The organism is Stenotrophomonas sp. Y-13, from assembly GCF_046267925.1.
Lineage (GTDB): Bacteria > Pseudomonadota > Gammaproteobacteria > Xanthomonadales > Xanthomonadaceae > Stenotrophomonas > Stenotrophomonas acidaminiphila_A.
The window spans coordinates 901,996-926,344 of record NZ_CP176501.1; the positions used below are offsets into that span (position 1 = coordinate 901,996).

The window sequence follows — 24,349 nt, forward strand, 5'->3', positions numbered from 1 at the left end:
CCGGTTATAGCAGGAAGCGCGGGCGCCGGCCGCGGCGCCGCGCTCAGACCGAGGCGGAGAAGCGGTAGCCGGCACCGCGCACGGTCTGCACCATGTTCTCGGCGCCGAACGGTTCCAGGGTCTTGCGCAGGCGGCGGATGTGCACGTCGATGGTGCGCTCTTCCACGTAGACGCTGCCGCCCCACACGTGGTCCAGCAGCTGCGAGCGGGTGTAGACGCGCTCGGGATGGGTCATGAAGAAATGCAGCAGGCGGTACTCGGTGGGGCCGATCGAGACCGGCGCGTCGCCGGCGAACACCCGGTGCGCGGCGCCGTCGATGCGGATCGGGCCGATCGCCACGCTGCCGTCTTCATCGTCGTCGCGGGTGCGGCGCATCACCGCGCGGATGCGCGCCAGCAGCTCGCGCGCCGAGAACGGCTTGACCACGTAATCGTCCACGCCGGCCTCCAGCCCGCCGACACGGTCGTTTTCCTCGCCACGCGCGGTAAGCATGATGATCGGCACGTCGCGGGTCAGCGCCTCCTTGCGCCAGCGGCGGGCCAGCTCCAGCCCGCTGGTGCCGGGCAGCATCCAGTCCAGCAGGATCATGTCGGGCACGCGGTCGGCGATGGCGGTCTGCGCCTCCAGCGCGTCCCCGGCATGCACCGGCTCGTATTCCCCCTTGCGCAGCGCGAACGCGACCATGTCGCGGATCGCCGGTTCGTCATCGACGATAAGGATGCGTTTCTGCACGTCTTGCCTACCATGAAGCCCATCGGACCGGATGTGCCCAGTAGACTACGGTTTGATGACCGGTTTGTGACAACGCCGGCCGGGGCGTCAGCGGCGCTGCATGTCCGGGTCGCGCATGCCCAGCCGGCGCATTTCCAGCACGGTGGGCATGATCGCCTCGATCCGCGCGTCCACCCGGGCGCGGCTGACATAGTCCAGGCCGGGCTGCTTGAGCAGCGCCTGGAACTGCAGCAGGGCCTGTTCCGGGCGACCGTTCAGGTAGGCGGCCTCGGCATAGGCTTCGCTGGCGCGGGCATTGTCGCCGGCCAGCTCGCAGGCGCGGGCGAACGTGCGCTGGAACACCGGGTCGTCGCCGGCGCGGGCCAGCAGCGGGCGCAGCATGGCCTGGGCGCGCTTGCCGGCCTCCATGCCGCCCTGCTCGTTGAGCACCTGGGCGTAGGTCAGCGCCACCGGCCGGCTCTGCGGCAGCTTCTGCAGCAAGGCCTCGAAGCGGCGGTTGGCATCGGCGTGGCGGCCGTTGCGCGACTCGGCCTCGCCCAGCGCCAGATTCACCCACAGGTTGTCGGGGTGCACGGACTGCAGTTGCTGCAGCTCCTGCAGGGCCTGCTGCAGCGCGCCGGTGCCATCGCGCAGCTGGGCGATGGCCACGCCATAGCGCTGCGCGTCGCTCAGCCCGTCCTTCTGGCTGCGGCGCAGGTCCTGGTACTCGCGCACCAGCTCGGATGGGGTCGGGGCGCTGAGCACGCGCAGGCGTTCGCGGGCCCAGTCGAACTGGCCGCTGGCGCCGCGCGGCAGTCCGATCGACGGCAGCGACAGCTGTATCGACCCCGGCAGCAGCGGGTTGCCGCTGGCCTTGGCGGGGTCCGGGACCGGGTCGGCCGGGTTCACCCGTTCCTGGCGCACCCCGTCGGGGGTGGAGGTGGTCAGCAGCACCGTGTCCTTCTTCATCTGCTCGGCGCGGGCCTTGGCTTCGCTGATGCGGGTGATGGTCACCGGGTGGGTGCGCAGGAAGTCGGGCGTCGAGTAGCCGCCCTCGTTGCCGCGCATCGCCGCGGACATCCGCTCGAAGAAGCCGGCCATCGCATCGACGTCGTAGCCGCTGCGCGCCAGCGTGCGGATGCCGAGCCGGTCGGCCTCCGATTCGTTGGAGCGGGTGAAGTTGATCTGCAGCTGCTGCATCAGGCCCATGCCCGAGCTGATCGCGGCCATCGTCGCGTCGCCGGAGGAGTTGCCGCCGGCCTGCTGCGCCGCGATCACCGCCGCGAGCATGCCCAGCAGGATCGGGATCTGATCGCGCTGCGCCTTTTCGACGCTGCGCAGCACGTGCTGCTGGGTGACGTGCGAGATCTCGTGCGACAGCACCGCGGCCACTTCGTCCTCGCGCTCGGCGGTCAGCACCAGGCCGGCATTCATGCCGATGTAGCCGCCGAGGGTGGCAAAGGCGTTGATCTGCCGGTCCTTGAGCATGAAGAAGGTGAACTTCTGCTGCGGCTGGGCGCTGTTGGAGCCGAGCCGGGTGCCCATGGCCTGCAGCCAGTCGTCGACCAGCGGGTCATCCACCAGGTAACCGTAATTGCGCAGTTCGCGCAGCATCATGCCGCCGTATTCGGCCTGCCGCGCCGGGGTGAGCAGTTCGCCGGCGGACGAGCCGATGTCCGGCAGCTTGCTGTCCTGGGCCCGGGACAGGGGCGTGGCCAGGGCCAGGGTGACGGCGGTGGCGAGCAGCAGGGTTCGCAAGCGTGGGGCTCCGGGGCGACTGGGCCGAGAATGACGGGGAAGCGGGGCACGGGTGTGAAGCACAGGTTAACCCGCAGTGTTCCAGCGTTGGACGGTGTGATCCGGCGCGCCGCTACCATATAGGGACAACATTTACCGCGCGGAGTTTCCCGTGAGCAGCCAGACCCCCGAGATCACCATCTACTCCACCGCCGTGTGCCCGTACTGCGTGGCCGCCAAGAATTTCCTCAAGAGCAAGGGCCGCACCTGGAACGAGGTGCGCATCGACCTGGACCCGGCCGAGCGCGAGAAGATGATGGCATTGACCCGCCGCACCAGCGTGCCGCAGATCTTCGTCGGCGAGGTCCATGTGGGTGGCTATGACGACATGATGGCGCTGCACCGTGCCGGCCGGCTCGAGCCGCTGCTGGCGGGGGAGGGTGCATGAGCGGCGCCGACAAGGACCGCGTGGCCGAATTCACCGCGTTCCGCCAGCGCATGAACCAGCGCATCCTGGCCGAGCCCAACCAGGTGGTGCGGCGCTTCTTCGCGCTGGACACGCAGACCTACCAGGCCGGCGCGCTGGACGTGAAAACCAAGGAACTGCTGGGTCTGGTGGCCTCGCTGGTGCTGCGCTGCGACGACTGCATCAGCTACCACGTGGCCCAGTGCAAGGACGCCGGGGTGAGCCGCGAGGAGTTCTTCGAGACCTTCTCGGTGGGCCTGGTGGTCGGCGGTTCGATCGTGATCCCGCACCTGCGGCGCGCGGTGGACTTCCTGGACCTGCTGGAGTCCGGGGCCGCGGAGGCGCCGGCCGGCCACGACCACGGCTGAACCTGCGACCTTGGTCCAGTTGGGGCGGGGCGGGCGGATCAGGCATAATTGACAGTTGAAACTTTTGGATGCGCCTGATCCCGGGCTGCCGGCCGGCGCACGCTCCCCCTCCCAGTTCGGAACCCAAATCATGACGCAGACAATCACCGTCATCCGCGGCGATGGCATCGGCCCGGAAATCATGGACGCCACCCTGTTCGTGCTCGACAAGCTCGGCGCGGGGCTGTCCTACGAGTTCGCCGATGCCGGCCTGGCCGCGCTGGAAAAGCACGGTGAGCTGATCCCGGCCAGCACGCTGGAATCGATCAAGAAGAACAAGGTCGCGCTGAAGAGCCCGCTGACCACCCCGGTCGGCGGTGGCTTCAGCTCGATCAACGTGGCCCTGCGCCGCCAGTTCGACCTGTACGCGAACGTGCGCCCGGCGATCTCGTTCCCGAACACCAAGTCGCGCTACGAGAACGTCGACCTGATCACCGTGCGCGAGAACACCGAAGGCGCCTACCTGTCCGAAGGCCAGGAAGTCTCGGCTGACGGCGAGACCGCGTTCTCCGGAACCCGCATCACCCGCAAGGGTTCCGAGCGCATCGTGCGCTACGCCTTCGAGCTGGCCCGCAGCACCGGCCGCAAGAAGGTCACCGCCGTGCACAAGGCCAACATCATCAAGTCGACCTCGGGCCTGTTCCTGAACGTCGCCCGCGAAGTGGCCGCGAAGTACCCGGAAATCGAGTTCCAGGAAATGATCGTGGACAACGCCTGCATGCAGTTGGTGATGCGCCCCGAGCAGTTCGACGTGATCGTCACCACCAACCTGTTCGGCGACATCATCTCCGACCTGTGCGCCGGCCTGGTCGGCGGCCTGGGCCTGGCCCCGGGCGCCAACATCGGCGAGAGCGCGGCCATTTTCGAAGCCGTCCACGGTACCGCGCCGGATATCGCCGGCAAGGGCATCGCCAACCCGTGCGCGCTGCTGCTGGGCGCCGCGCAGATGCTGGACCACGTTGGCCAGCCGCAGAACGCCGAGCGCCTGCGCAAGGCCATCGTCGCCACCATGGAAGCCAAGGATTCGCTGACCGGCGACCTCGGCGGCACCGGCGGCACCATGGACTTCGCCCGGGCCATCGCCAGCCGGCTGTAAGGCGCGCGCGGTTGTGGATGGAAAGAAGGGCGCCGCTGGCGCCCTTCTTCTTTCATCGGCTGCCATGCCCGTCGCGAGCGCGCTGGCCTGTCGGCCGGTTGATCGGCCGGCAGCGGCGTTGCTGCCGGCCGCGCGCGGTGGCGGTGCGGTCAGTTGCGCGACTGCAGCTTGGACAGCAGGCGCAGGAACTCGATGTACAGCCACACCAGCGTCACCATCAGCCCGAACGCGCCGTACCACTCCATGTACTTCGGTGCGCCGGCTTCCACGCCGCTCTCGATGAAGTCGAAATCCAGCACCAGGTTCAGGGCGGCGATCACCACCACGAACAGGCTGAAGCCGATGCCGATCAGGCCGGACTGGTGGATGTAGGGGATCTGGATGTTGAACAAGCCCAGTACGATCGTGGCCAGGTACACCAGGGCGATGCCGCCGGTGGCCGCGACCACGCCGAGCTTGAAGTTCTCGGTGGCCTTGATCAGCCCGCTGCGGTAGGCGAACAGCAGCGCGAACAGGGTGCCGAAGGTCAGCAGGACCGCCTGGAACACGATGCCCTGGAAGCGTGCCTCGTAGAGTGCCGAAATGGTGCCCAGGAACAGGCCCTCCGCCAGCGCATAGAGCGGCGCGCTGACCGGCGCCCACTGCTTCTTGAAGATGGTGACCATGGCCAGCACGAAGCCGCCGATCAGGCCGCCCCACAGGTACAGGCGCGCGCCGCTGGCGAGCTCGCCGGTATCGGTCAGCGCCTGGTTCCAGGCGAAGGCCGCGGTGATCACCGCCAGCAGCAACAGCAGGCCGGTCTTGTTGACGGTGCCGTTGAGGGTCATCGCCCCGGCGCCGCGCGAGACCACCGCGCCGCTGCCGGGGTCGAGGAAGGTGGAATTGGAGAGGGCTGGGTTGCCGCTGCGCACGTGGGGCTCCTGGGGCGTGTATGGATGCCGGCAGCATAACCAACTGCCGCCACGATGAAATCCGCCGTTGACAGACCGCTCCGCACTCCCGACAATAGCCGACCTTTCGGGGGGAACCTCGGGAGATTCACCGCCGGGGTATAGCGCAGTCTGGTAGCGCGCCTGCTTTGGGAGCAGGATGTCGGGGGTTCGAATCCCTCTACCCCGACCATCCGACGCGACCAGCGCGTGTTGGAGTGCGACGATCCGGTCAGAGCGCCCGTAGCTCAACTGGATAGAGCACCGGCCTTCTAAGCCGGCGGTTACAGGTTCGATTCCTGTCGGGCGCGCCAATCGGCGCAAGCGGTGGGTTGTAGTTTTCAGTGGTGGCTGTAGCTCAGTTGGTTAGAGTACTGGATTGTGATTCCAGTGGTCGGGGGTTCGAATCCCCTCAGCCACCCCATTGAACAGAAAGACGCCGGAACATGCGTTCCGGGGTTGAAGGAACTGAAGGGTGCAGGTATCATTTGCCCCCTGATTTTCAGGGCCGTTAGCTCAGTTGGTAGAGCAGTTGACTCTTAATCAATTGGTCCAAGGTTCGAATCCTTGACGGCCCACCAACACAGACAGCCACCTGGCACAGCCCGGTGGCTGTTTTCCTCCAGAGTGGGGAGCCTGCGCTTCGCCGCAGGAATCCGGTGTCGCAGGCGACTGCGCACACCCATGTTTCAGGGCTGTTAGCTCAGTTGGTAGAGCAGTTGACTCTTAATCAATAGGTCCAAGGTTCGAATCCTTGACAGCCCACCAGACAAGGGCACCCGCTCCGGCGGGTGCCCTTTTCTCTGCCTGGTGGCAGGCATGGCCGGAGCGCGCCGGTGTCCCCGGCTGGCCGATGCCGCGGATGCCGGTGGCATCGGCGCGATCGCATGCCGCGGAAGGCGCGCCTCCGGCGTTCTTTTTGCCCGCAGGTCTGCAACAATGCCGGCCGGACGCGAAAGTGGCGGAATTGGTAGACGCCCTGGATTTAGGTTCCAGTGCCGCAAGGCGTGGGGGTTCGAGTCCCCCCTTTCGCACCATCCGTGTGTCGGCCGGATGTTCCCCGGGCGCGCCTGTCCGGGGGCAGGCTGGAAGCGCCAGCCGGAATCGGCGAAACTACAGGGCTGCGGCGGAATCATGTCCGTCGGAAACCGTTCATCTTCCACATCGTACCGGGGGCCAGGGCGCCACCGGTGGCAGGAGTCCACATGCAAGCTTCGATCGAATCCACCGGCAACCTGGAACGCCGCCTGACCTTCTCCCTGCCGGAGGAGCGCCTGCAGAGCCACATCAGTGGCCGGCTCGGCGAGATCGCGCGCACCGTGCGCATCAAGGGCTTCCGTCCGGGCAAGGTGCCGGCCAAGGTGGTCGAGCAGCGTTTTGGCCAGCAGGTGCGCGCCGAAGCGATGGACGGCCTGCTGCGCGAGACCTTCGACGCCGCGCTGCGCGAGCATGAGCTGCGCATTGCCGGCACCCCGCGCATCGACAAGGCCGGCGAGGGCGAGTTCGATTTCGTCGCCACCGTCGAGCTGGTGCCGGACTTCGGCGATGTCGACGTGACCAAGCTGACCGTGGTGCGCCACAGCGCAGAAGTCACCGACGCCGACATCGACCAGATGATCGAGAACCTGCGCCAGCAGCGCCGCACCTGGAAGGCGGTCGCGCGTGGCGCGCAGGAAGGCGACCTGGTGGCGCTGGAAACCTGGTCGCAGGCCGGTGACGAACGCCTGCCGGCCGAAGGCGCCGAGCAGGGCACCATCATCATCGGCCAGGGCATGATGTTCGAGCAGATCGAGCAGGGCCTGGTCGGCCTGGCCAAGGGCGAGGAAAAGACCCTGGACGTCGCGTTCCCGGCCGACTGGCGCGTTCCGGCGCTGGCCGGCAAGAACGTCAAGGTCACGGTCAAGGCCACCGAGGTGTCCGAGCCGATGGTGCCGGAGGTCGATGCGGCCTTCATCAAGAGCTTCGGCGTGAAGAACGGTGAGCTGGCGCAGTTCCGCGCCGACATCCGCGCCAACCTGGAGCGCGAGCTCAAGGGCGCGCTGATGAACCGCCTGCGCCGCGAAGTGGGCGAGCAGCTGATCGCCGCCTACGCCTCGGTCGAGCTGCCGCCGCGCCTGGTCGAGAACGAAGCCCGCGCCATGCTGGCCCAGCAGATCGACGCGATCCGCCGCCAGGGCGGCAACCCGGGCCAGGTGCCGGCCGACGCCCACGAGGGTTTCAAGGACGCCGCCTCCAAGCGCGTGCTGGTCGGCCTGCTGGTCGGCGAAGTCGCACGCCGCAACGACCTGCGCCTGGACCCGAAGCGCCTGAACGAAACCATGCGCCTGATCGCCTCGACCTACGAAGAGCCCGAGCAGGTCATTGAGATGTACCGCAACGACCCCCAGCTGATGAGTGGCCTGCAGAACCGCGTGATGGAAGAGCAGGTCATCGACTGGATCGCCGAGCGTGCCCAGCACACCGAGCAGGTGCTGACGTTCCAGGAAGCGATCCGCCCGTAAGGCGGTCGCTCCACCCGCCCCGCGCCCCGGCGCGGGGTGATGTTTCCCCGTCAAGATTAGGTGCCCCACGTAATGGACAACCGAGCCAAAGCCCTGAACCTGGTTCCCATGGTGGTCGAACAGACCAGCCGCGGCGAGCGCGCCTATGACATCTATTCGCGCCTGCTGAAGGAGCGCCTGATCTTCCTGGTCGGCCCGATCGACGACCACATGGCGAACCTGGTGGTGGCGCAGCTGCTGTTCCTGGAAGCGGAGAACCCGGAAAAGGACATCAGCATCTACATCAACTCGCCCGGTGGCGTGGTCACCGCCGGCATGGCGATCTACGACACCATGCAGTACATCAAGCCGGACGTGAGCACCATCTGCGTCGGCCAGGCCGCCTCGATGGGCGCGCTGCTGCTGGCGGCGGGCGCGCCCGGCAAGCGCTTCGCGCTGCCCAATTCGCGGGTGATGATCCACCAGCCGCTGGGCGGCTTCCAGGGCCAGGCCACCGACATCGACATCCACGCCCGCGAGATCCTGACCCTGCGCGCGCGCCTGAACGAGGTGCTGGCCAAGCACACCGGGCAGTCGCTGGAGACCATCGCGCGCGACACCGAGCGCGACAACTTCAAGAGCGCCGCCGATGCCCAGGCCTATGGTCTGGTGGACCAGGTCCTGGAGCGGCGTCCCGACGAGTCGATCCAGCCGGCGTGACCGGCGCAAGTAGCCGAAAACACGGCGTTTTCTGCAGGGTCGGAAGTGGACTGGCGTCCATCCGGCCCTGTGCTATTCTCGAAATCGAACCCCCTGTTCACGGGGGGAGCAACTGGGTAAGCGAAGCATGAGCGAAGACCGGCAAGGTCGTTCCGGAGACAGCGGCAAGATCCTTTACTGCTCGTTCTGCGGCAAGAGTCAGCATGAAGTACGCAAGCTGATCGCGGGTCCGAGCGTGTTCATCTGCGATGAATGCGTGGAGCTGTGCAACGACATCATCCGCGAGGAACTTGAGGAAAAGGCGCAGTCGGCGCGCAGTTCGCTGCCCAAGCCGCGCGAGATCCTCGAGGTCCTGGACCAGTACGTGATCGGCCAGAACCGCGCCAAGCGCACGCTGGCGGTGGCCGTGTACAACCATTACAAGCGCATCGAGAGCCGTCAGAAGAGCGACGACGTCGAGCTGTCCAAGTCCAACATCCTGCTGGTCGGCCCGACCGGCTCGGGCAAGACCCTGCTGGCCGAGACGCTGGCGCGGCTGCTCAACGTGCCGTTCACCATGGCCGATGCGACCACGCTCACCGAAGCCGGCTATGTCGGCGAGGACGTGGAGAACATCATCCAGAAGCTGCTGCAGAAGTGCGACTACGACGTCGAGAAGGCGCAGCAGGGCATCGTCTACATCGACGAGATCGACAAGATCTCGCGCAAGAGCGAGAACCCGTCGATCACCCGCGACGTGTCCGGCGAAGGCGTGCAGCAGGCCCTGCTGAAGCTGATCGAAGGCACCGTGGCCAGCGTGCCGCCGCAGGGCGGGCGCAAGCACCCGCAGCAGGAATTCCTGCAGGTGGACACCAAGAACATCCTGTTCATCTGCGGCGGCGCGTTCGCCGGGCTGGACAAGGTGATCCAGCAGCGCTCCAGCGAGGCCGGCGGCATCGGCTTCGGTGCCAAGGTCAAGAGCAGCGAGCGCAAGCAGGAAGTGGGCAAGGTGCTGGCCGAGGTCGAGCCCGAGGACCTGATCAAGTTCGGCCTGATCCCCGAGTTCGTCGGCCGCCTGCCGGTGGTGGCGACCCTGGAGGAGCTGGACGAAGCGGCGCTGGTCAGGATCCTGACCGAACCGAAGAACGCCATCACCAAGCAGTTCAAGAAGCTGTTCGAGATGGAGAACGTCGAGCTTGAGTTCCGTCCGGACGCGCTTTCGGCCATCGCCAAGAAGGCGCTCAAGCGCAAGACCGGCGCGCGCGGCCTGCGCACCATCGTCGAGTCGGTGCTGCTGGACACCATGTACGACCTGCCGTCGCAGGAGAACGTGAGCAAGGTGGTGGTGGACGAATCGGTCATCGAGCACAAGTCCGAGCCGTACGTGATCTACCAGACGCCGCCGGCCAAGGCCGCGTCCGGTGACTGAATAGGCTGTTCGAGCCTCCTGTCCGGGCGGGATGAAGCCCGGTTCAGGTGCTTCCCCGACGCCACTTGCATCACCTCGCCGATGGCCCCATAACGGGGCCATCGGCTTTTTTCATGGCCACCCCCGAATCCAAGTGGAGCCCCCCATGGCCCAGTCCCAAACCGAAGTCCTCGACCTGCCGGTCCTGCCGCTGCGCGACGTGGTGGTGTTCCCGCACATGGTCATCCCGCTGTTCGTCGGGCGCGACAAGTCCATGCAGGCGCTGGAGCGGGCGATGGAAGCGGACAAGCGCATCCTGCTGGTCGCGCAGAAGTCGGCCGAGACCGACGACCCCACCGCCGCCGACCTGTACACCGTCGGTACCCTGGCGCAGGTGCTGCAACTGCTGAAGCTGCCCGACGGCACCATCAAGGTGCTGGTCGAGGGCCTGGCGCGGGTCGCCGTGGACAGGATCCGCGAGCAGGATGGCGCGCTGCAGGGCGCCGGCACCGAACTGGAATCGGACGAGGCACGCGAGCCGCGCGAGATCGAGGCCATCGCGCGTTCGCTGATGTCGCTGTTCGAGCAGTATGTCAAGACCAACCGCAAGCTGCCGCCGGAGCTGCTGCAGACCCTGAACGGCATCGAGGAGCCGTCGCGCCTGGCCGACACCATCGCCGCCCACATCGGCGTGCGCCTGGCCGACAAGCAGAAGCTGCTGGAGACGCTGCAGGTCGGCGACCGGCTGGAAATGCTGGTCGGCCTGGTCGACGGCGAGATAGACGTGCAGCAGCTGGAGAAGCGCATCCGCGGGCGGGTCAAGTCGCAGATGGAGAAGAGCCAGCGCGAGTACTACCTCAACGAGCAGATGAAGGCCATCCAGAAGGAGCTGGGCGACCTGGACGACGCGCCGGGCGAACTGGACGAACTGGCGCGCAAGATCGCCGAGGCCGGCATGCCCAAGGCGGTCGAGGCCAAGGCGAAGAACGAGCTCAACAAGCTCAAGCAGATGTCGCCGATGTCGGCCGAGGCCGCGGTCGTGCGCAACTACCTGGAGTGGCTGCTGGGCGTGCCGTGGAAGAAGCGCACCAAGGTGCGCAAGGACCTCAAGGTCGCCCAGGACACGCTCGATGCCGATCATTACGGCCTGGACAAGGTCAAGGACCGCATCCTCGAATACCTGGCGGTGCAGTCGCGGGTGAAGCAGATGAAGGGCCCGATCCTGTGCCTGGTCGGGCCGCCGGGCGTGGGCAAGACCTCGCTGGGCCAGTCCATCGCCAAGGCCACCAACCGCAAGTTCGTGCGCATGAGCCTGGGCGGCGTGCGCGACGAGGCCGAGATCCGCGGCCATCGCCGCACCTACGTCGGCTCGATGCCGGGCCGCATCGTGCAGAACCTCAACAAGGTCGGCAGCAAGAATCCGCTGTTCGTGCTCGACGAGATCGACAAGATGTCGATGGACTTCCGCGGCGACCCGTCCTCGGCGCTGCTGGAAGTGCTCGACCCGGAGCAGAACAACGCGTTCAACGACCACTACCTTGAAGTGGACCTGGACCTGTCCGAGGTGATGTTCGTGGCGACCTCCAACTCGCTCAACATCCCCGGCCCGCTGCTGGACCGCATGGAAGTGATCCGCATCCCGGGCTATACCGAGGACGAGAAGCTCAACATCGCCACCCGCTACCTGGTGCCCAAGCAGCTCAAGGCCAATGGCCTGCAGCCGGAGGAGCTGGCCATCGAGGAGGGCGCGATCCGCGACATCGTGCGCTACTACACGCGCGAGTCCGGCGTGCGCAACCTCGAGCGCGAAATCGCCAAGATCTGCCGCAAGGTGGTCAAGGAGATCGCGCTCGCCGGCCCGCAGTCGGCCAGGAAGGCGGCCAGGAAAGCCACGAAGAAGCCCAAGGCGCTGGTGGTGGTCGATGCCGCCAACCTGGACAGGTATCTGGGTGTGCGCCGCTTCGACTTCGGCCGTGCCGAGGAAGAGAACGAAGTGGGCCTGGTCACCGGCCTGGCCTGGACCGAGGTCGGCGGCGACCTGCTGCAGATCGAATCGACGCTGATCCCGGGCAAGGGCGCGGTGACGCTGACCGGCCAGCTGGGCAACGTGATGAAGGAGTCGGCGACGGCGGCGCTGTCGGTGGTGCGCGCCCGCGCGCAGGCGCTGGGCATCGACGTGGACTTCCTGCAGAAGCACGACGTGCACCTGCACGTGCCCGATGGCGCCACCCCCAAGGATGGCCCCAGTGCCGGCATCGCCATGGTCACCTCGCTGGTGTCGACCCTGACCCGGGTCCCGGTCAAGGCCGATGTCGCCATGACCGGCGAGATCACCCTGCGTGGTCGCGTCACCGCCATCGGCGGTCTGAAGGAGAAGCTGCTGGCAGCGCTGCGCGGCGGCATCCGCACCGTGATCATCCCGGAGGAGAACCGCAAGGATCTGGCCGACATCCCGGCCAACGTCACCCGCGACCTGGACATCATCCCGGTGAAGTGGATCGATGAGGTGCTGGACATCGCGCTGGAGGCGCCGCTGGCACCGAAGAAGGCGCGCAAGAACGGCCAGCGGGTGGCGGTGCGGGGGCGGGCGAAGGCAGCTCCGGCCGCGCGCGTCAAGCACTGATGATGAACGCAAAATCCCTTGAAACCCGCGTCGTTATTGGCTTTTCGGCTTGCGTGGGTAGGGGGGCGCTGGTATAAAAGTGCGACTCACGCGCCCGCTCGATGAGCGGGCGACGTGTTTGCAGGATCTTACGGCCGCCGCCACTGCGATGGCGACGACCCATCCAATCTATTCCGCGGATTGCCGCATAGGGAGTTATTACATAATGAACAAGACCGAATTGATCGACGGCGTTGCCGCTGCTGCTGACCTCTCCAAGGCCGAAGCCGGCCGTGCGGTCGATGCCGTCGTCGCCGAGATCACCAAGGCGCTGAAGAAGGGCGATGCCGTGACGCTGGTGGGTTTCGGTACCTTCCAGGTCCGCGAGCGCGCCGAGCGCACCGGTCGCAACCCGAAGACCGGCGACACCATCAAGATCGCCGCTTCGAAAAATCCTGCCTTCAAGGCTGGTAAAGCCCTGAAGGACGCTGTAAACTAAGCGGCTCACCGGGGGTGCTTAGCTCAGTGGTAGAGCGTCTCCCTTACAAGGAGAGGGTCGGGGGTTCGAAACCCTCAGCACCCACCACGTAAAAGCACCGTCGAGCAGTATTGAAAGTGGAGCGGTAGTTCAGCTGGTTAGAATGCTGGCCTGTCACGCCGGAGGTCGCGGGTTCGAGTCCCGTCCGCTCCGCCAGTTTCAAGAAGGCCCCTGAGCGATCGGGGGCCTTGCTTTCTCTCCACCTTCCGGGGTGGCGCTGGAGGCGAACAATCAAGTGCGGAGCGGTAGTTCAGCTGGTTAGAATGCTGGCCTGTCACGCCGGAGGTCGCGGGTTCGAGTCCCGTCCGCTCCGCCAGTTCCACCCGCCACTGCATGCAGTGGCACCCCGGTCGCGATGTCGGCCGGTAGCAGGTTGCAACATGCGGAGCGGTAGTTCAGCTGGTTAGAATGCTGGCCTGTCACGCCGGAGGTCGCGGGTTCGAGTCCCGTCCGCTCCGCCATTGATTCGAAGCCCCGGGCAGAAGCCCGGGGCTTTTTTTTGGCCCTGCCAGGCCGGGGCCGCGCTCACGGCGTCGACGCCGCGCAGTGCCGCGGGCTTGGGCCGCGGCAGCGCACGGGGCGCCGGTTGGGAGTCAGGCGGGAAGCGGGTTACACTGCCCGGCTCGCCAATCAGGCCTTGATTTTCCCATGCTGCAGAAACTCCGCGACAAGACCTCGGGCTGGATCGTGACCGTGATCCTGGGGCTGCTGATGATTCCGTTCCTGTTCGTGATCGACAACAGCTATCTGGGCGGTGTCGGTGCGCAGAACGTCGCCAAGGTATCGGCACCGCCGTCGTGGTGGCGCTCGGCACCGTCGTGGTGGCCGATGTCGTTCCTGTGGAACCACCATGAGATCAGCGTCGAGGATTTCCGCACGCGCTTCGAGCAGGCGCGCATGGAGGCCCGCCAGCAGCAGGGTGACAACTTCGATCCGCGCGAGTTCGAGACCACCGAGAACAAGCTGGCCGTGCTCGACCAGCTGATCGACGAGCAGGTGGTGCGGCTGGCCGCCGAAGACGCGCGGATCGTCATCGGCGACGAGGCGGTGCGCAATTACATCGCCGCGATCCCGCAGTTCCAGCGCGATGGCAAGTTCGACCCCGAGCAGTACCGCCTGGTGCTGGCGCAGAGCCAGCCGCCGCGCACCCCGGCGATGTTCGACCAGGTGGTGCGCACCAGCCTGCAGCAGTCGATCATCCCGACCGCGCTGGCGCAGTCGGGCTTCGCCACCAAGGGCGAGAGCGAGCGCCTGCTGAAGCTGCTGGGCGAGACGCGCGACGTGGAGTTCGCCATGCTGCCCGCGCCGGAGGCCGACACCGCGGCGGTGGACGACGCGCAGATCAAGCAGTGGTACGAAACCCATACCCGCGACTTCATGCAGCCCGAGAGCGTGTCCATCGAGTACGTCGAGCTGGACGCCGCGCGCATGCCGGCCGCCACGCCCGCGGACGAGGCGGCCCTGCGCCGCCGCTATGAGGAAGAGAAGGCCCGCTTCGTCAAGCCGGAGCAGCGACTGGCCTCGCACATCCTGATCAGCGCCGGCAGCGACGCCGCCGCGCAGAAGGCCGCCGAAGCCAAGGCCGCCAAGCTGGCCGCCGAGGCCAGGCAGCCGGGCGCCGACTTCGCCGCGCTGGCCAAGGCCAACTCGGACGATCCGGGTTCCAAGGCCGAAGGCGGCGACCTGGGCTGGGTCGAACACGGCGTGATGGTCAAGCCGTTCGAGGATGCGCTGTTCGCGATGCAGCCGGGTGAGATCAGTGGCCCGGTGAAGACCGAGTTTGGTTACCACGTGCTGAAGCTGCGCGAGGTCAAGGGCGGCGAAGGACGTCCGTTCGAGGAGGTGCGCGACCAGCTGGCGGCCGAACAGCTGCAGGCCGATACCGAGCGCGCGTTCAACGAACTCGGTGGCCGCCTGGTGGACCTGGTCTACAAGAACCCGACCGTGCTTGAGTCGGCAGCCAAGGAAGTGGGCCTGCCGGTGCAGACCCTGGGCCCGTTCACCCGCGCCACCGCCAGCGGCATCGCCGCCAACCCGGCGGTGCTGCGCGCGGCCTTCTCCGACGCGCTGAAGGAGGACGGCACGGTCAGCGACCCGATCGAACTGGGGCCGAACCACAACGTGATGATCCGCGTGACCGCACATACGCCCGAGCAGGCCATCCCGCTGGCGCAGGCGCGCGAGAAGGTGATCGCCGCGGTGCGCGCGCATCGTACCGAGGAAGCGGCGAAGAAGGCGGCCGATGCGCTGCTGGCCAAGCTGCAGGCGGGGAAGACGCTGCAGGCGCTGGCCGAGGGCGAGAAGCTGCAGTTGCTGCCGATGCCGGGCCTGCCGCGCTCGGCGCCGATGCCGACGGCTGCCGCCAACCGGGCGGTGTTCAGCGTGGTGCCGCCGTCCGAGGGCAAGCCCAGCTATGGCAAGGTGGAGCTGGACGACGGGCGTTATGCGGTCTTCGCGGTGACCAAGGTCACCCCGGGCGACCTCAAGGAAGTGCCGGAGCCGCAGCTGGCGATGCTGAAGCAGCAGCTGAGCCAGATCGACGGCGCGGCGGCGGCCAAGGCGTTCGTCGATGGCCTGCGCAAGCGCTTCAAGGTGCAGGTGCAGGAATCCCAGCTCTGAACCCGGGACGCGCGGGGCGCTGCTGACAACGCCCCGCGGCTCCGCTGAAACAGAAAGCCCGGCGTAGCGCCGGGCTTTCTCGTTCCTGTCATTGGCGAGGACGGCAGCGTGTCAGCGGGTTTCCTCGAAGCGCAGCACCATCCCGGGCTTGAGGATCGCATTGGCGTCCAGGTTGTTGCGCGAAAGCAGAGTCTTGACCGGGATGCCGTACCGCCGCGCGATCGTCCAGGCCGATTCACCACTGCGGACCGTGTGCCGGCGTCCCGCGGCGGCGGTGCCCGCGCTGGCCACGGCGGTGCTGGCGACATCGACGCTGGCCGGTGCCGGCAACGCCGTCGGTGGCAGGGGAGCTGCCGCGAGCTGGCTTTCGCTGCCCAGGACCATGTCCGGCAGCGCCGGCGCCAGCACCCGGGTGCCGGCACGCTTGCCGGTGACCGCCGGGTTGAGCCGGGCCACGCGCGCCGGGTCCAGCGCATTGCGGGCCGACCAGTCGGCCAGGGTGGTGCCGGCGGGCAGCGCGTGCCCGCGCAGCACCGGTACCGGACGGTCCAGGGCCGCCATCAGCTCCGGCTCCTTTTCCGCCTGCTCCAGCACGCAGGCCAGGGCATGCAGCTTCTCGACATAGGCATGGGTGATCGGCGACAGGCCCGGCAGTTCGGCCGGCCGCGCGTTCTGCGCGTTCATGCCGCCGCGGCGCAGCGCCTGCAGGATGCGGTACTCGCCTGCGTTGTATGCCATCACGGCCAACTGCCAGTCGCCGCCGAACATGCCATAGAGGGTTTTCAGGTAACGCACCGCGGCGCGGGTCGAATCCACCGCCGACAGCCGGCCGTCATACCCGCTTTCCATGGGTACCCGGTGGTTGCGCGCGGTGGTGGCGATGAACTGCCACAGGCCGGCGGGGCCGCTGGCGTTGCGCGCGCCCGGCCGGTAACCGCTTTCCACGAAGGGGATCAGCGCGAACTCGGTGGGCAGGCCGGCCGCGCGCAGCTCATCCACCACGTAGCCGAACAGGGGCAGGGCATCGTCCTCGACGTTGCCCAGGCGCGATGGCGCGTGTGCGAACTGCTTGCGCCAGCGCGGGCTGGTGGCGTCCGCGTCGCATTGCGACATCGCCAGGCCCTCGCGGAAGCTGGCGAATATCTGGTGGCCATTGCGGGTGAGCGGCGCCGGCAGTGCGGCCGGGTCGGCCGGCAAGGCCGCCAGCGAGGCGATGTTCTGGGTCAGGCCGGCGGTGGCCGGCAGCGACTGCGCGCCGGCGGTGACGCCGGCACCCGCGCCGAGCAGCAGCCCCAGCGCCAGGGACAGGCCGTGCCGCCTCACGCGCGGAAACCGTCTTTCCAGCGCCGTAATTCGGCGAACACTTCCACTTCGTCCAGCGGCGCGCGGCCCAGCCGCGCGGCGATGGCCTGGCGCACGGGTTCGGCATGCGTGCGCAGGAAGGGGTTGCATTCCAGTTCGCTGGCCAGCAGCGAGGGAACGGTGGGGCGGGAGCGGCTGCGCATGTCCATGGCTTCCTGTTGGCGGCGGTGCAATGCCGCGTTGGTGGGATCGACATGCCGCGCGAACACGGCATTGCCCAGCGTGTACTCATGCCCGCAGCAGACCCGCGTCTGCGCCGACAGTGCCGCCAGCCGCCGTAGCGAGGCCAGCATCTGGGCGGGCGTACCTTCGAACATGCGTCCACAGCCGAGGCTGAACAACGTGTCGCCACAGAACAGGTGTCCGTGGCCATGGAAGGCGATATGGCTCCGGGTGTGGCCGGGTACGGACAGCACCGAGAGCGCGAAACCGCCTGATTCTACCCGGTCGCCCCCGCCGACGCGTTCACATTCCAGGGGGATGCGTTCATCTTCGGGGGCGAAGACCGGCAGGCCCGGCCAGTGTCGCCGCAGTTCCGCCACGCCGCCGATATGGTCGTCATGGTGGTGGGTAAGCAGCACGGCGGCTGGCCGCAGGCCCCGGTCGGCCGCCTCCAGGACCGGCCGCGCCTGGCCCGGATCGACGACCAGCGTGTTGCCGTCAGGCGCCTGCAGCGCCCAGATGTAGTTGTCCTGGAATGCAGGCAGGGCGGTCAGTCGCATAGAATTGGACCATGCCTGCCGCCCCGTTCCCCCGTCAAGCTGCAGTCTCGGCCTGGTTTGAGAAGGCTGGAGCGGCGGCGATGCGGGCCGCCGAACAGCGCCATCTGCTCGAGCAGGTCAGCGGGTTTCCCGCGCAGCCGTGGCTGTGGCTGGCGCCCTGCGCGACCTGGCTGCCGGCGGAGGCGCCGATCGGGCGCGGGGTGCGCCTGCACCGGACCGCCGATGGGCACGGCTGGAGCGGCGATGTGTCCTGCGCCCTGCCGTTGCCGCTGCCCTCCGAAGCGGTCAACGCGATCATCCTGCAGCATGTGGCCGCGGTGGACCTGGAGCCGCTGTTGGCCGAATGCGCGCGGGTGCTGATGCCCGGCGGCCGGCTGTGGATGACCCTGCTCAACCGCTACAGCCCCTACCGCGCCCGCTGGCAATGGCAGGGCGCCCGCCCGCCGTCGGCCACGCGTTGCCAGTCGCGGCTGCGGCGCGAGGGGCTGCGGATCCGCTCGGTGCGCCATTTCGGGCCGCTGTGGAACGAGGCCGGGCCGGCCGCCGGCAAGGCGTTGCCGGCGTTGCGGGCGGTCTGCGTGCTGGAATTCGAGAAGCGTGCGGCGGCCTTCATCGGCCCCGAAGCCGCCCGCCCGGTGGGCTGGGGCGGGCCGGTGGCGACCTGACGCTTCATACAACGGAAAGACATGAAATCAATCGAGATACATACCGACGGTGCCTGCCTCGGCAATCCGGGCCCGGGTGGCTGGGCGGCGCTGCTGCGTTACAAGGCGCATGAGCGCGAGCTGTCCGGTGGCGAGGCCCATACCACCAACAACCGGATGGAGCTGATGGCCGCCATCGCCGGGCTGGAGGCGCTCAACGAGCCGTGCGCCATCATGCTGCAGACCGATTCGCAGTACGTGCGCCAGGGCATCACCGAATGGATGCCGGGCTGGGTGCGGCGGCACTGGAAGACCGCCGGCGGCGACCCGGTGAAGAACCGCGACCTGTGGGAACGCCTGCACGCGGCCACCCAGCGCCACCAGATCGAATGGCGCTGGGTGAAGGGCCACAATGGCGATCCGGACAACGAACGCGTGGACCAGCTGGCCCGCGATGCCGCAATCCGCGTGCGCGACGGCGCCGCAAGCAATTGAGGTGGGCCATGCGCCAGATCGTCCTTGATACCGAAACCACCGGACTGGAGTGGAAGAAGGGCAACCGCGTGGTCGAGATCGGCTGCGTCGAACTGCTCGAGCGCCGGCCCAGTGGCAACAATTTCCATCGTTACCTCAAGCCCGACTGCGAGTTCGAGGCCGGCGCCCAGGAAGTCACCGGCCTGAGCCTGGAGTTCCTGGCCGACAAGCCGCGCTTCGAGGAGGTCGTGGACGAGTTCCTGGCCTATGTCGACGGCGCCGAGCTGATCATCCACAACGCCGCCTTCGACATGGGCTTCCTCGAGAACGAGATGGCGTTGCTGGGCCGGGGGCCGCTTGCCGAGCGGGTGACGGTCACCGATACGCTGGCGATGGCGCGCGAGCGCTTCCCCGGCCAGCGCAACTCGCTCGACGCGTTGTGCAAGCGCCTGGGCGTGGACAACTCGCACCGGCACCTGCATGGCGGCCTGCTCGATGCGCAGATCCTGGCCGACGTCTACATCGCATTGACCTCGGGGCAGGAGGAGATCGGCTTCGGCCTGCCCGAGTCCGAGGTCCGCGGCGCGACGGGCATGCTGCAGGCCTTCGATGCCGCGGCGCTGCTGCCGCGTCCGGTGGTGGTGGCCACGGCCTCCGAGCTCCAGGCACACCAGGTGCGCCTGGAGCGCCTGCGCAAGAAGGCCGGGCATGCGTGGTGGGATGGCGCCAGGCCGGAGGAAGCGGCCGGCGCGTAACGCGGGGCGACGACGCCCGCGCGCCGACGGGCACTGCTCAGTGGCAGCGGACCAGCAGTGCGGTGATGTTGTCCGAACCGCCGCCGTCCAGCGCCGCGGCCACCAGCGTGTCCACGCATTCCTGGGCGCTGCAGTCGGCCTGCGCCAGGGTCTGCGCCAGGCTGCGGTCGTCCACTTCCTCGGTCAGGCCGTCACTGCACAGCAGCAGCTGCATGCCCGGGCGCAGTTCGCCGGTCATGGTGGCGACGTTGAGGTGGGCCGGATCGGTCACGCCCAGTGCCTGGGTGACCACGTTGCGGTGCGGGTGGGCGCGGGCCTGCTCGACGGTCAGCGAGCCCTGGGCGATCAGTTCCTGCACGTAGCTGTGGTCCTGGCTCAGCTGGGCCAGTTTGCCGTCCCGCCACAGGTAGGCGCGGCTGTCGCCCACCCAGGCAACCTCGAAGCGGTGGCCCTGCACCCGCGCGGCGACCACGGTGGTGCCCATGGGCAGGCTGTCGTTGCGCCGGCGCGAGGCGCGGATGATCTCCTCGTCGGCGATGCGGATCGCCTGCGGCAGCGGGGTGCCGCCGCGTACCTCGCGTACGATGGCCTCGCGCGCCAGCGCGCTGGCGACTTCGCCGCAGGCATGGCCGCCCATGCCGTCGGCGACCAGCCACAACCCCAGTTCGCCGTCGCCGTAATAGGTGTCCTCGTTGAGCTGGCGGCGCAGGCCGACGTGGCTGAGGTGTCCGAATTCGATCATGGGCGCCCGCGGCGGGCCGTTTCAGCGGAGAGGCTTTTCATCATCGCGTCCGCACCGGTACACGGCAAGAGCCGCCCGCGCGCCGGCCGGGCAGCGGATGCGGCGGCGGGGCCCCGGCGGGCAGCCTCACCCGCGCATGATGAAAAAACAGCTTGTCCGCGCTGCCAAGGCCTCGTATCATTCGCAGCCCGGTACGCCGGGAACCACCGGGAAGGTGGCAGAGTGGTTGAATGTACCTGACTCGAAATCAGGCATACGTTAATAGCGTATCGGGGGTTCGAATCCCCCCCTTCCCGCCAGATCTGGAAACGGCCCCCGACGGGGCCGTTTTCGTTTCCGGCCGCCAGCGCGGCACCACGCGCGGCGGCGCCGGCCGCTACACTGCTTCCTCCGCTTCCCCGGTATCCGTCATGTCCGAAATCCTGGTGCCCGTCTCCTTCGGCGAACTGCTCGACAAGATCTCGATCCTGCAGATCAAATCCGAGCGCATGAGCGATGCGGGCAAACTGGCGAACGTGCGCAACGAACTGGCCGCGCTGGAGCGCACCTGGAGCGCACACCCGGCGGCGAGCCGCGATATCGAGGGCCTGCGCGCCGAACTGAAGGCGGTCAACGAGCGGCTGTGGGACATCGAGGACGATATCCGGCTCAAGGACAAGGCGCAGGCGTTCGACGCGGGGTTCGTCGATCTGGCGCGCAGCGTGTACTTCCAGAACGACGAGCGCGCGCGGATCAAGAAGGCGATCAACCTGGCCCTGGGTTCGGGGTACGTGGAAGAGAAGTCCTACGCGGACTACCGCGCGCGCTGAGCCTGCGCGCCGCGGCGGGCCTCAGCCCGCGTGGTCGGCGACGTAGCGCTCGAACGCGGCGATGGCATCGTCCACGGTGACCAGGTCCATGACCCCGTCGAACTCGATCTTCGTGCCCCATTTCAGGTCGGCGGCGGGCCTGCGCAGGAAGCGCCGCGCCGCATCGTCGTAGCGGTCCACGCAGTAGCGCCGGTCCGAGTACGGGCCGCTGCGCGCCGGGTTGCTGGCCGCATGCAGGCCCAGCACCTTGGTGCCGACCGCGTTGGCGATGTGCATGGGCCCCGAATCCGGCGTCACCAGCAGCCTGGCGCGGGCCAGCAGCGCCGGCAACTGCTTGAGGGTGTCGCGGCCGACCAGATCCAGCGCCGGCGCGCGCATCGCCGCCAGGATCGCGTCGGCGGTGTGCCGTTCCAGCTCGCTGCGGCCGCCGCACAGCACCACCCGCCAGCCGCGCGCGGCGGCATGGTCGGCAAGCGCCGCGTAACGGTCGGCATGCCAGTTGCGGCGCACATGGCTGGAGCAGGGCGAAATCATCAGCACCGGGCGGCCGTCGTCATCCCACTGCGCGCGCGCCCAGTCGTGGGCGTCGGCGGGCGTGGCCAGGTCCCAGCTCACCGCGGTCTGCTTCAGCCCCAGCGGCTCGCAGAAGCTGCCGATCGCATCAAGCACGTGGATGCCGGGGCGGTCGGGAATGCGTTCGTTGATGAACAGCCCGTGCAGGTCCTTGGAGCGCGCGCGGTCGTAGCCGATGCGGCGCCGGGCGGGGATGAAGGCCGACAGCACGTTGGCGCGGAAGGCGACCTGCATCTGCAGCAGCGCAGCGAAACCGGTGGCGGGCAGCTCGCGCCGCAGCGCGCGCATGCCGGCCAGCCCGGATTTCTTGTCGTAGACATGGAACGCCACGCCGGGCAGGCCCTCCAGCAACCGGTGTCCGGCCTTGTCGATCACCCAGTGCAGTTCCACCCCCAGCCGGGCCTGCTGCAGCGTCCGTACCAGCGGGACCACGTGGGTCACGTCCCCGAGCGCGGACAGCCGCAGGAGGCACAGGGGGGAGGACGCTGGAGGCATGGTGTTGTTAGACTCGCGGTGAATGGTCGCTTTCGACGCCACTGAAGCGCTGACGCCTTGCCGCGAAGGCCGCGGCTATGGTGCCATTCTGTTCGACCGCCAACACCTGCGGCAAGCCGAAACCAGCTTGTTTTCGCCTGCGCACTGGGGTGGGCGGGCGCGCCCGGTAGGCGAGGGCGGGCGCGGTGGGGCATGGTTCGTGGACGCCGCGTTCGGCCACTGCGTGCTGCGCCACTACCTGCGCGGCGGCGTCGCCGCCCGGCTCAGCCGCGATCGTTACCTGTGGCAGGGCGCCGACCGTACCCGCAGCTTTGCCGAATTCCGCCTGATGCGGAAGCTGATCGCGCTGAAACTGCCGGTGCCGCGGCCGCTGGCGGCGTTCTACATGCGCCAGGGCGCCAGCTACCGCGCGGCGATCCTGATGGAGCGGCTCGATGGCGTGCGCTCGCTGGCCGACCGCGCGCTGGTGGCCGGGCGTGGCGCGCCCTGGGAGGAAGCCGGGCGCCTGGTCGCGCGCTTCCATCGCGCCGGGCTGGATCACGCCGACCTCAACGCGCACAACATCCTGTTCGATGCCGGTGGCCATGGCTGGCTGATCGATTTCGACCGCGGCGTGCTGCGCATTCCCGCCACGCGCTGGCGCGAGCGCAACCTCAAGCGCCTGTTGCGCTCGCTGCTCAAGCTGCGCGGCGAGCGCAGCCGCGAGGACGTGGAAAAGGACTTCGCGCGCCTGCGCCGCGCCTACGACCTGGCCTGGAACCGGGGCGTGTGATGGAGTGGTCGCTGCGCTTCCTCGGGGTCGGCAATGCCTCGGCGGTGGAACTCGGCTCGCCGATGGCGGTGATCGAGCGCGACGCCCGGCCGTGGTTGACCATCGACTGCGGCGGCGAAGGGCTGACCGCCTACCGGGCCCGCTATGGCGCGATGCCCGATGCGCTGTTCGTCACCCACGTGCACCTGGACCACGTCGCCGGCTTCGAGCGGCTGTTCGTCGATGCGTACTTCAATCTGGGGCGACGCGGGCGGGTGCGGCTGTACGTGCCGGCGCCGCTGGTGCCGCTGCTGCACCGGCGCGTCGGCGATTACCCCAACGTGCTCGCCGAAGGCGGCGCCAATTTCTGGGATGCGTTCCAGCTGGTGGTGGTCGGCGAGGCGTTCTGGCATGACGGCATGCGCCTGGAGGTGTTCCCGGTACGCCATCACTGGCCGGAGACCGCCTGGGGCCTGCGCCTGCAGGGCGCGCTGGTCTGGACCGGCGATACCCGGCCGATCCCGGAGATGCTGGCCCGCCATGCCGATGACGGCGAACTGGTCGCCCACGACTGCGGCCTGCATGGCAATCCGTCGCATACCGGCGTGGACGACCTGGAGCGCGAGTACCCGGCGGAACTGCAGGCGCGCATGGTGCTGTACCACTACGCCAGCGCGGCCGATGGCCAGGCGCTGCGCGCGCGCGGCCACCGCGTGGCCGATCCCGGCGAATGCCTGGTACTGGCCGAACCCACCGCGCCGCGGGCGCTGCCGTTCCAGGGCTGAACCGGGTTGCCTGCCGGCATCGCCGGCGGCCGCATGCTCGCATGAACCGCCATCGGGCAGCATAGGAATCCTGCTCCGCGCGGCATGCGCCGGCTCAGGTATGCACAGGCGTGAGCAAGGGCGCGCCGGGTGCCCAAAAAGGTGGCGGCCCCGCCGGCTGACCTCGGCGCCCGCGTCGATCGATACCGTTGCTGCCTTCCGGCCCTGGCGGGATTTTCGACCTAGCGTCGCGAGGGGCCGACGGGGCCACCATAGACGCGGGCCGCGCATCGCGCGGCCCGGGTTAACTGTTCCGGATCAAGACCGGACGCATGAATCTGGCGGAGAGAGGGGGATTCGAACCCCCGAAGCGCGGTTTAGACGCTTACACACTTTCCAGGCGTGCTCCTTCAACCACTCGGACACCTCTCCGTGACCTGCCGCTTCCCGAAGGCGCTGCAGGGGCGCAGATTCTATAGGGCCGGCGCTGCGGCCACAAGTCGAATGTGCGGCGGCGCGCGCCGGGCCATCGCGCGCGCCCGGCGGGGTGGCGCCGGTGCCGCGG

Annotated in this window: 22 protein-coding genes, 12 tRNA genes and 1 other RNA gene; 26 read left to right on the plus strand and 9 right to left on the minus strand. The window is 68.2% G+C overall.

The features are described from left to right. Nucleotides 1-43: 43 nt before the first annotated feature. A complete protein-coding gene (gene phoB / locus ACJ7VY_RS03960; RefSeq protein ID WP_054663482.1) occupies nt 44-733 on the minus strand; it encodes a phosphate regulon transcriptional regulator PhoB in 690 nt (229 codons plus the stop codon). Nucleotides 734-820: 87 nt separating this feature from the next. After that, nucleotides 821-2,533 carry a M48 family metalloprotease gene (locus ACJ7VY_RS03965; protein ID WP_409476405.1) on the minus strand — a complete coding sequence of 571 codons (1,713 nt, stop codon included), beginning with the start codon at nt 2,531-2,533 and terminating at the stop codon, nt 821-823. Nucleotides 2,534-2,621: 88 nt separating this feature from the next. Between ACJ7VY_RS03965 and grxC the strand changes: the two genes are divergently transcribed. The 3 genes from grxC to ACJ7VY_RS03980 all read left to right on the plus strand — a co-directional run bounded on the left by grxC (nt 2,622) and on the right by ACJ7VY_RS03980 (nt 4,418). After that, nucleotides 2,622-2,897 (plus strand): glutaredoxin 3, encoded by a 276-nt coding sequence (gene grxC / locus ACJ7VY_RS03970; RefSeq protein ID WP_104938182.1) that lies wholly within the window; start codon nt 2,622-2,624, stop codon nt 2,895-2,897. Next, nucleotides 2,894-3,283 carry a carboxymuconolactone decarboxylase family protein gene (locus ACJ7VY_RS03975; protein WP_409476406.1) on the plus strand — a complete coding sequence of 130 codons (390 nt, stop codon included), beginning with the start codon at nt 2,894-2,896 and terminating at the stop codon, nt 3,281-3,283. Before grxC ends, ACJ7VY_RS03975 begins: the two co-directional genes overlap by 4 nt. A gap of 130 nt (nt 3,284-3,413) precedes the next feature. Continuing rightward, entirely contained in the window at nt 3,414-4,418 is a 1,005-nt protein-coding gene (locus tag ACJ7VY_RS03980; RefSeq protein WP_161614824.1) for an isocitrate dehydrogenase, read from the plus strand. A 149-nt stretch (nt 4,419-4,567) separates the two neighbouring features. Here the strand turns inward: ACJ7VY_RS03980 and ACJ7VY_RS03985 are convergent, their stop codons facing one another. Next, the gene (locus ACJ7VY_RS03985; protein ID WP_409476407.1) at nt 4,568-5,329 is read right to left on the minus strand and encodes a Bax inhibitor-1/YccA family protein; all 762 of its coding nucleotides are present in this window, start codon (nt 5,327-5,329) and stop codon (nt 4,568-4,570) included. A 134-nt stretch (nt 5,330-5,463) separates the two neighbouring features. On the opposite strand from ACJ7VY_RS03985, the gene ACJ7VY_RS03990 reads away from it, so the two are divergent. The 16 genes from ACJ7VY_RS03990 (at nt 5,464) to ACJ7VY_RS04065 (ending at nt 15,693) form a co-directional block, all read left to right on the plus strand. Continuing rightward, nucleotides 5,464-5,540 (plus strand) — tRNA-Pro (locus tag ACJ7VY_RS03990). Nucleotides 5,541-5,584: 44 nt separating this feature from the next. Next, nucleotides 5,585-5,661: transfer RNA gene (locus ACJ7VY_RS03995), tRNA-Arg, on the plus strand. 33 nt (nt 5,662-5,694) lie between these two features. After that, nucleotides 5,695-5,771, plus strand: a tRNA-His gene (locus ACJ7VY_RS04000). Nucleotides 5,772-5,852: 81 nt separating this feature from the next. Next, nucleotides 5,853-5,928: transfer RNA gene (locus tag ACJ7VY_RS04005), tRNA-Lys, on the plus strand. 111 nt (nt 5,929-6,039) lie between these two features. Then, nucleotides 6,040-6,115, plus strand: a tRNA-Lys gene (locus tag ACJ7VY_RS04010). Nucleotides 6,116-6,299: 184 nt separating this feature from the next. Next, nucleotides 6,300-6,384: transfer RNA gene (locus ACJ7VY_RS04015), tRNA-Leu, on the plus strand. Between the two features lie 168 nt (nt 6,385-6,552). Further along, on the plus strand, nt 6,553-7,848 hold the full coding sequence (gene tig, locus ACJ7VY_RS04020; RefSeq protein ID WP_409476408.1) for a trigger factor: 1,296 nt from the start codon (nt 6,553-6,555) through the stop codon (nt 7,846-7,848). 72 nt (nt 7,849-7,920) lie between these two features. Next, nucleotides 7,921-8,547 (plus strand): ATP-dependent Clp endopeptidase proteolytic subunit ClpP, encoded by a 627-nt coding sequence (gene clpP, locus ACJ7VY_RS04025; RefSeq protein WP_104938187.1) that lies wholly within the window; start codon nt 7,921-7,923, stop codon nt 8,545-8,547. A gap of 127 nt (nt 8,548-8,674) precedes the next feature. Beyond that, nucleotides 8,675-9,955, plus strand: coding sequence for an ATP-dependent Clp protease ATP-binding subunit ClpX (clpX, locus tag ACJ7VY_RS04030; protein ID WP_104938188.1), 1,281 nt, complete (start codon nt 8,675-8,677; stop codon nt 9,953-9,955). Nucleotides 9,956-10,100: 145 nt separating this feature from the next. Continuing rightward, entirely contained in the window at nt 10,101-12,557 is a 2,457-nt protein-coding gene (gene lon, locus ACJ7VY_RS04035; RefSeq protein ID WP_409476409.1) for an endopeptidase La, read from the plus strand. Nucleotides 12,558-12,762: 205 nt separating this feature from the next. Then, nucleotides 12,763-13,035, plus strand: a complete 273-nt coding sequence (locus ACJ7VY_RS04040; RefSeq protein ID WP_054663508.1) for an HU family DNA-binding protein — start codon at nt 12,763-12,765, stop codon at nt 13,033-13,035. A 12-nt stretch (nt 13,036-13,047) separates the two neighbouring features. Next, nucleotides 13,048-13,122, plus strand: a tRNA-Val gene (locus ACJ7VY_RS04045). Between the two features lie 31 nt (nt 13,123-13,153). Next, nucleotides 13,154-13,230, plus strand: a tRNA-Asp gene (locus ACJ7VY_RS04050). An 83-nt stretch (nt 13,231-13,313) separates the two neighbouring features. After that, nucleotides 13,314-13,390, plus strand: a tRNA-Asp gene (locus tag ACJ7VY_RS04055). A 68-nt stretch (nt 13,391-13,458) separates the two neighbouring features. After that, a tRNA-Asp gene (locus ACJ7VY_RS04060) sits at nt 13,459-13,535 on the plus strand. A 187-nt stretch (nt 13,536-13,722) separates the two neighbouring features. Further along, a complete protein-coding gene (locus ACJ7VY_RS04065) occupies nt 13,723-15,693 on the plus strand; it encodes a peptidyl-prolyl cis-trans isomerase (protein WP_409476410.1) in 1,971 nt (656 codons plus the stop codon). A gap of 111 nt (nt 15,694-15,804) precedes the next feature. On the opposite strand, the gene ACJ7VY_RS04070 is transcribed toward ACJ7VY_RS04065, so the two are convergent. Together ACJ7VY_RS04070 and gloB are read right to left on the minus strand one after the other, a co-directional pair. Continuing rightward, the gene (locus tag ACJ7VY_RS04070; protein WP_104938191.1) at nt 15,805-17,016 is read right to left on the minus strand and encodes a lytic transglycosylase domain-containing protein; all 1,212 of its coding nucleotides are present in this window, start codon (nt 17,014-17,016) and stop codon (nt 15,805-15,807) included. Continuing rightward, a complete protein-coding gene (gene gloB / locus ACJ7VY_RS04075) occupies nt 17,013-17,777 on the minus strand; it encodes a hydroxyacylglutathione hydrolase (RefSeq protein WP_409476411.1) in 765 nt (254 codons plus the stop codon). Before gloB ends, ACJ7VY_RS04070 begins: the two co-directional genes overlap by 4 nt. A gap of 80 nt (nt 17,778-17,857) precedes the next feature. Here gloB and ACJ7VY_RS04080 point away from each other — a divergent pair, with 80 nt between their 5' ends. The 3 genes from ACJ7VY_RS04080 to dnaQ are packed head-to-tail and all read left to right on the plus strand — an operon-like array spanning nt 17,858 to nt 19,650. Beyond that, the gene (locus ACJ7VY_RS04080) at nt 17,858-18,442 is read left to right on the plus strand and encodes a class I SAM-dependent methyltransferase (protein WP_161614831.1); all 585 of its coding nucleotides are present in this window, start codon (nt 17,858-17,860) and stop codon (nt 18,440-18,442) included. A gap of 21 nt (nt 18,443-18,463) precedes the next feature. Next, on the plus strand, nt 18,464-18,916 hold the full coding sequence (rnhA, locus tag ACJ7VY_RS04085) for a ribonuclease HI (protein WP_313247570.1): 453 nt from the start codon (nt 18,464-18,466) through the stop codon (nt 18,914-18,916). Nucleotides 18,917-18,924: 8 nt separating this feature from the next. Then, nucleotides 18,925-19,650: a DNA polymerase III subunit epsilon gene (gene dnaQ, locus ACJ7VY_RS04090; protein WP_293764691.1), complete on the plus strand. Its 726-nt coding sequence runs from the start codon at nt 18,925-18,927 to the stop codon at nt 19,648-19,650. A 37-nt stretch (nt 19,651-19,687) separates the two neighbouring features. Here dnaQ and ACJ7VY_RS04095 read toward each other — a convergent pair whose 3' ends face one another. Further along, the gene (locus tag ACJ7VY_RS04095) at nt 19,688-20,392 is read right to left on the minus strand and encodes a PP2C family protein-serine/threonine phosphatase (protein WP_293764688.1); all 705 of its coding nucleotides are present in this window, start codon (nt 20,390-20,392) and stop codon (nt 19,688-19,690) included. A 208-nt stretch (nt 20,393-20,600) separates the two neighbouring features. On the opposite strand from ACJ7VY_RS04095, the gene ACJ7VY_RS04100 reads away from it, so the two are divergent. Next, nucleotides 20,601-20,691 (plus strand) — tRNA-Ser (locus ACJ7VY_RS04100). Nucleotides 20,692-20,802: 111 nt separating this feature from the next. Then, nucleotides 20,803-21,201, plus strand: a complete 399-nt coding sequence (locus ACJ7VY_RS04105) for a DUF6165 family protein (RefSeq protein WP_161614832.1) — start codon at nt 20,803-20,805, stop codon at nt 21,199-21,201. Between the two features lie 21 nt (nt 21,202-21,222). Here the strand turns inward: ACJ7VY_RS04105 and ACJ7VY_RS04110 are convergent, their stop codons facing one another. After that, nucleotides 21,223-22,269 carry a glycosyltransferase family 9 protein gene (locus ACJ7VY_RS04110; RefSeq protein WP_409476412.1) on the minus strand — a complete coding sequence of 349 codons (1,047 nt, stop codon included), beginning with the start codon at nt 22,267-22,269 and terminating at the stop codon, nt 21,223-21,225. A gap of 22 nt (nt 22,270-22,291) precedes the next feature. Between ACJ7VY_RS04110 and ACJ7VY_RS04115 the strand changes: the two genes are divergently transcribed. Both ACJ7VY_RS04115 and ACJ7VY_RS04120 read left to right on the plus strand, forming a co-directional pair. Beyond that, nucleotides 22,292-23,041, plus strand: a complete 750-nt coding sequence (locus ACJ7VY_RS04115; RefSeq protein WP_104938197.1) for a 3-deoxy-D-manno-octulosonic acid kinase — start codon at nt 22,292-22,294, stop codon at nt 23,039-23,041. Continuing rightward, nucleotides 23,041-23,805 (plus strand): MBL fold metallo-hydrolase, encoded by a 765-nt coding sequence (locus ACJ7VY_RS04120; protein ID WP_409476413.1) that lies wholly within the window; start codon nt 23,041-23,043, stop codon nt 23,803-23,805. The genes ACJ7VY_RS04115 and ACJ7VY_RS04120 overlap by 1 nt, the downstream gene beginning before the upstream one ends. A gap of 147 nt (nt 23,806-23,952) precedes the next feature. Here the strand turns inward: ACJ7VY_RS04120 and ffs are convergent. Together ffs and ACJ7VY_RS04130 are read right to left on the minus strand one after the other, a co-directional pair. Beyond that, nucleotides 23,953-24,049, minus strand: an RNA gene (ffs, locus tag ACJ7VY_RS04125) — signal recognition particle sRNA small type. 74 nt (nt 24,050-24,123) lie between these two features. After that, nucleotides 24,124-24,216: transfer RNA gene (locus ACJ7VY_RS04130), tRNA-Ser, on the minus strand. Nucleotides 24,217-24,349 lie beyond the last annotated feature (133 nt).

What these genes read in the sequence shown, in the direction of transcription:
- ACJ7VY_RS04110 (WP_409476412.1), bottom strand. Translation starts at nt 22,269, where the DNA reads ATGCCTCCAGCGTCCTCCCCCCTGTGCCTCCTGCGGCTGTCCGCGCTC.
- ACJ7VY_RS03980 (WP_161614824.1), top strand. Translation starts at nt 3,414, where the DNA reads ATGACGCAGACAATCACCGTCATCCGCGGCGATGGCATCGGCCCGGAA.
- ACJ7VY_RS04120 (WP_409476413.1), top strand. Translation starts at nt 23,041, where the DNA reads ATGGAGTGGTCGCTGCGCTTCCTCGGGGTCGGCAATGCCTCGGCGGTG.
- rnhA (WP_313247570.1), top strand. Translation starts at nt 18,464, where the DNA reads ATGAAATCAATCGAGATACATACCGACGGTGCCTGCCTCGGCAATCCG.
- gloB (WP_409476411.1), bottom strand. Translation starts at nt 17,777, where the DNA reads ATGCGACTGACCGCCCTGCCTGCATTCCAGGACAACTACATCTGGGCG.
- ACJ7VY_RS04080 (WP_161614831.1), top strand. Translation starts at nt 17,858, where the DNA reads ATGCGGGCCGCCGAACAGCGCCATCTGCTCGAGCAGGTCAGCGGGTTT.
- clpX (WP_104938188.1), top strand. Translation starts at nt 8,675, where the DNA reads ATGAGCGAAGACCGGCAAGGTCGTTCCGGAGACAGCGGCAAGATCCTT.
- ACJ7VY_RS04065 (WP_409476410.1), top strand. Translation starts at nt 13,723, where the DNA reads ATGCTGCAGAAACTCCGCGACAAGACCTCGGGCTGGATCGTGACCGTG.
- dnaQ (WP_293764691.1), top strand. Translation starts at nt 18,925, where the DNA reads ATGCGCCAGATCGTCCTTGATACCGAAACCACCGGACTGGAGTGGAAG.
- ACJ7VY_RS04095 (WP_293764688.1), bottom strand. Translation starts at nt 20,392, where the DNA reads ATGATCGAATTCGGACACCTCAGCCACGTCGGCCTGCGCCGCCAGCTC.
- ACJ7VY_RS04115 (WP_104938197.1), top strand. Translation starts at nt 22,292, where the DNA reads ATGGTCGCTTTCGACGCCACTGAAGCGCTGACGCCTTGCCGCGAAGGC.
- ACJ7VY_RS04040 (WP_054663508.1), top strand. Translation starts at nt 12,763, where the DNA reads ATGAACAAGACCGAATTGATCGACGGCGTTGCCGCTGCTGCTGACCTC.
- clpP (WP_104938187.1), top strand. Translation starts at nt 7,921, where the DNA reads ATGGACAACCGAGCCAAAGCCCTGAACCTGGTTCCCATGGTGGTCGAA.
- tig (WP_409476408.1), top strand. Translation starts at nt 6,553, where the DNA reads ATGCAAGCTTCGATCGAATCCACCGGCAACCTGGAACGCCGCCTGACC.
- ACJ7VY_RS04105 (WP_161614832.1), top strand. Translation starts at nt 20,803, where the DNA reads ATGTCCGAAATCCTGGTGCCCGTCTCCTTCGGCGAACTGCTCGACAAG.
- ACJ7VY_RS03975 (WP_409476406.1), top strand. Translation starts at nt 2,894, where the DNA reads ATGAGCGGCGCCGACAAGGACCGCGTGGCCGAATTCACCGCGTTCCGC.
- lon (WP_409476409.1), top strand. Translation starts at nt 10,101, where the DNA reads ATGGCCCAGTCCCAAACCGAAGTCCTCGACCTGCCGGTCCTGCCGCTG.